Raw genomic sequence first — 4510 nt, 5'->3', positions numbered from 1 at the left:
CGGAAGAAGCCCTCGACTGCGCCTGCGGCCTCTACCTCAACGACCCCACCGCATGGCTCCCACCCCCGACGAACTAACGCGGTGCTGCACTAGGATCGCGAGCACCCTGCGCGTGGGTGGCTGGTTCCCGCAGTGGCACGACAGGGACCTGTTCGCCCGCATCGCCGAGCCGCCGGCCCGCGCGGACCGGCCGATCCAGGTCCAGGTCCAGGTCCAGGTGCTGAGCGTGCCGCCGGACCCGAAGGCGCTGGAACAGCTGGCCGCTGCGGGCGTCGAGCCGGCTGCCGTCCGGGTCCCGCGACGAGGTCGAGGCCGGGTGATCGCCGCGCTCACCGGCGGGTGAGTTAGGTACGCGAACTCAGGGCGCGCGGGGCCGTCGCGACGAGGATCGACGGTGTGACCTCGTACCCGTGTCCGTCCTGCCGTACCCCGGCGAATTTGACTTCCGGCTGCCCGGGCTGCGGTCGCGGCCCGGACCCCGACGCCGCCGAGGTGATCCGCCTCGACGCGGAGATCGCGGAGCTCACCACCCGGCTGCGGACCACCGACGCGGCCCTGCGCCGGGCGTGGTCGGCGCGGGAGGCCGCGGCGGCCCGGGTCCGTGCATCCCTGGTTTCGACTCCGCCGGCGCCCACGCCCGTGCCGCCTCCTCCCGCGCCGCGCTCCAAGGAGGCTTCCACCCGGCTGGTGCAGAACGCGTTGTTCCTGCTCGGCGGCCTGCTGCTGGGAGTGGCCGCGATCGTCTTCACGGCGGTGGCCTGGTCCCAGTTCGGCGTGGGTGGCCGCGCGCTGCTGCTCGCCGCCTTCACGGTGGCGGCCCTGGCGGCGCCGCTCGCCGCGCTGCGCCGCGGCCTGACCGCGACGGCGGAGACGTTCGCGGCGGTCGGCCTGCTGCTGGTGCTGCTCGACGGGTACGCCGCCTGGTACGTCAACCTGTTCGGCGTCGCGGACTACTCGGCGCTGGGCTACGCGGGCGCGGTCTGCGCCGTGACGGCCGCGGTGGCAGCCGGGTACGAGCACGTGACGGGGCTGATCGGCCCGCGCTTCGGTGCGCTGCTGGTGGCCCAGCCGGTGCTGCCGCTGCTGGTGGCGCCGTTCCATCCGGACGCGACCGGCTGGGCGTACACGCTGGTGGCGGTGGCGGTGCTGAACCTCGCGGTGGTCCAGCTGCGGCGCTCCACGCTGACGGCGCTCGGGATCACGGCGTACGTGCTCGGCGCCGGCGCGGCAGCCTTCGCGGCCCTGCTCGCCCTCACCGACCTGCTGATGCTCTTCACCACCGGCGCGGTCGCGCTGGCAGCCGGCGCGCTGGTGCTGGCCGCGGCCGTACCGGTGCTGGCCACGATCCTGGCCCGCGCGCCGCGCGCGCAATCGATCACCGGCGGCCTGCTGGTGGTCGCCCTGGCGGTCGCGGCGAGCCGGTTCGCAGCGGTCGCCGGCGGCAGCTTCGCCGCGCCGGTGCTGATCGCGGCGGTCGTCACGGCCCTGGCGCTGCTGGTCACGGTGGCGGGTCGGTGGCTGCCGACACCGGTACGCCAGGGACCCTGGATCGCCGCACTCCTCGTGACCGCCGGCACGGGGCTGGTGGTCGTGGGCGTGACAATCGCCGCCGCGATCACGGGTCAGAGCGACTGGCGCCTGCCGGCGGTGATCGTGCTGGTCACGGGCGCGCTGACGGTGCTGATGCCAAGGCCGCTCCAGCCGCACGCCGCCCTCGGCGGCCTCGCGGTGCTGGCGGTCGCGACGCCGGCAGGCTTCGACCTGCCCTGGTGGACCGCGCCGGGCTTGAACTTGATGGTCGTGGCGGCGGCGCTGGGGCTGGCGTTGCGAGCGGTGCCGCTGTGGCCTGGTGCGGTGGCGGCGGTGCTGACGAGCCATGCGGTGGGGGTTGCGCTTGAACGGCCCTGGGTCGCTTGCGCGACGTTCACCGGGGTGGCTGCGCTCGGGATCGCTACGGCGTTCCTGGCGCGCGGGGGGTCCGGGGCGGCTTCTGCTTTCTCGGCGCGCGGGGCGTCCGCGGCGGCTCCTGCATTCTCGGCGCGCGGGACGTCTGGTTTGCTGGCGCGCGGGGAGTCTGGTTTCTTGGCGCGCGGGGCGTCGCGGCCGGCTGGCGTTTCTGGACCGGATCCGGTGGGTGGCGGCGGCGCGGCTTCTTCGGCGCCGGAGGCGTCGCCTCCGGCTGCCGTCTCTGGCTCGGCCTCTGTGGGTGGTGTCGCCGCGGCTTCTTCGGTGCCTGGGGCGTCGCGGCCGGCCGGTGCATCCGCGCTCGCCTCGGTGGGCGGCCTCGTCGGGGCGGGTGCCTCGCGGGTGGTCGGGGGAGTGGCGCTGGTGGTGGGGATGCTGGCGGTCCCGGCCGCGGCCTGGACCGGGGCGGCGGCACTGTCGCAAGCGGACCCGGTGCGGAGCCGCGCGGCCCTGGTCGCCGCGGCGCTGCTGGTGGGCGCGCTCCGGCTCACCGGCCGGGGATACCGGCCCTACGCCCTGACCGCGGTGCTGCTCAGCGTCGTGTCGGCGCCGCTCTGGGCACTCGCGACCGGGGACTCGCCGGCGATCTACGCGGCCATCGGGCTGCTGCTGGTCGCGCTGACCTTCTCCCGCACGGTCGCCGCGGCGTTCACCGCTGTGCCACTCGGCGCCGCGCTGCTCGTGGCGACGGCACCGAGCCTGGCGGGCGTGCTGCTGGCGCCCTACGGATGGCTGGACCAGATCTGGACCGGCCGCCCGACAGGCACCGGAACCGGCCGGGTCACCCTCGCGGCAGTGGTGGCGCTGGGCATCCTGGCCATGGCGATCGTGGTCGCGGTGCAGGCCGCATCCGGCCGCCGAGCCGCGGCGTGGGCGGCCGCACCGGTAGTGGCCGTGATCGCACCGATGGGCTTCGCGGCCGCGGGCGTGCCATGGCCGGGCGTACCGGCGGAAAGCCTGATCATCGGCCTCGCCGGGCTGGTCGCGGTGGCACTGCGCCGCACGGACACGCTTGCCGGCGACGGGGCGCCAGGGGAGTCGGGTGCGGTGGCGCCCGCACGGCCGAGCCTGGCTGCTGGTGGTGGGGAAACGGGCGGGTCGGGCCTGGTTGCTGGGAATGTGGCATCGGACAGGTCGGACGCGGTGACGCCTGGAGGGACGGGCGCGATTGCTGGTGGTGTGGTTGCACCAGGGGAGTCGGGTGCGGTTGCTGGTGGTGCGGTGGCGCCGCGAAGGTCGGGTGCGATTGCTGGTGGTGTGGTTGCACCGGGGGAGTCGGGTGCGGTTGCCGGTGGTGCGGTGGCGCCGCGCAGGTCGGGTGCGCTTGGTGGTGCGGTGGCGTCGCGTCGGTCGGGCACGGCGGTCGTTGGTGTGGTGATGGCCTGCGCGGCCCTGGTCGGTGCCGGGCTTGCCGGGGCGCTGCCGACCCGCGGCGCGACGTTGGCCGCGCTGGGACTGACCCTGGTCGCCGGGGCGGTCGCCGGTGTCGGGGGCCGCGTCCTCGCCGCTCGGCTGGCCGGCTGGCTGGCCGGCGCCGGCGCGACGGTGGCGTTCGCGTACACGGTGGGCCGCGCGGCCGAGCTGTCCCCGGAGAGCAGCGCTTTCGTGGTGCTCGGGGCCGCCGCCGCGATCCTGACCGTGGGCGCTCTGCTCGCGGCGCGTCACTCCGTGGAAGGCCGGACCGTGCAGGTGGCGGCGCACGCCGGGGCGTTCGTCGCGCTGCTGCTGACGGCCGCGTCGATCCGGCACGCCGCCGCGGTGTGCACGTTCTGGGGAGTGGCGCTCGGGGTGCGGGCGCTGCGTCCCGGCGAACGGGTAACCGTCCGGCGTGGACACGTGCTCGCGGCGGCGGTCGCGGAGCTCGGTGGCTGGTGGCTGCTGGTGGCTTCGGAGCAGGTGGCGACGGTGGAGGCGTACACGCTGCCCACAGCCGCGGTGGCGCTGCTGGCAGGCTGGCTGGCGCGGCGCACCCGCGCGGGCCTGTCGAGCTGGGTGACCTACGGCCCGGCGCTGGCGGCGGCACTGCTCCCGAGCCTGGCCTCGGTCCTGGCAGACGAGGGCCAGCCGATGCGCCGGCTGCTGCTCGGCGTGGGCGCACTCGCGGTGCTGCTGGCCGGCGCATATCGGCAGCTGCGAGCGCCAGTGGTGGCAGGCGGCGCGGTGCTGGCGGTGGTGGCGCTGCACGAGGTGGTGCTGGTCTGGGACCTCCTCCCGCGCTGGATCCCACTGGCCGCGGCGGGCCTGCTGCTGGTCGGCCTGGCAATGACCCTGGAACGCCGCCGGCGAGACCTGGCCCGGGTCCGCGCAGCCCTGGGCCGGATGAGCTGAAAAGCACCCCACCGTCCGAAGCGCCGCGGGTCAGCGTGCCGGGAGGGGACGCATCGTCATGGTGCGTCCCCGCTGGTGGCGGCGGGCATCGCGATTCCCTCCGAAGCGAGGACGGGCCGCTCCTAGTGTGGCGTGTCTGAAGTGATTTGACGGTGTGGGTGCGGGACAATGAGGCATGTCTGTTGCCGCCGCGTTGGTTCTTCGTCCCGGTGACGGT

Annotated in this window: 2 protein-coding genes; both read left to right on the top strand. The window is 75.3% G+C overall.

Translation table 11 applies throughout. The features are described 5' to 3' along the window. Positions 1–112 precede the first annotated feature (112 nt). A complete protein-coding gene (locus ACIBQZ_RS43105) occupies positions 113–343 on the top strand; it encodes a hypothetical protein (RefSeq protein ID WP_396094760.1) in 231 nt (76 codons plus the stop codon). A gap of 53 nt (positions 344–396) precedes the next feature. After that, entirely contained in the window at positions 397–4293 is a 3897-nt protein-coding gene (locus tag ACIBQZ_RS43100; protein WP_396094759.1) for an SCO7613 C-terminal domain-containing membrane protein, read from the top strand. The last annotated feature ends 217 nt before the right edge of the window (positions 4294–4510 follow it).

This window comes from Actinoplanes sp. NPDC049599 (assembly GCF_044465625.1).
Taxonomy (GTDB): domain Bacteria; phylum Actinomycetota; class Actinomycetes; order Mycobacteriales; family Micromonosporaceae; genus Actinoplanes.
The sequence above is the reverse complement of the archived record's forward strand: the minus strand, read 5'-3'. Positions and strand labels throughout refer to the sequence as shown.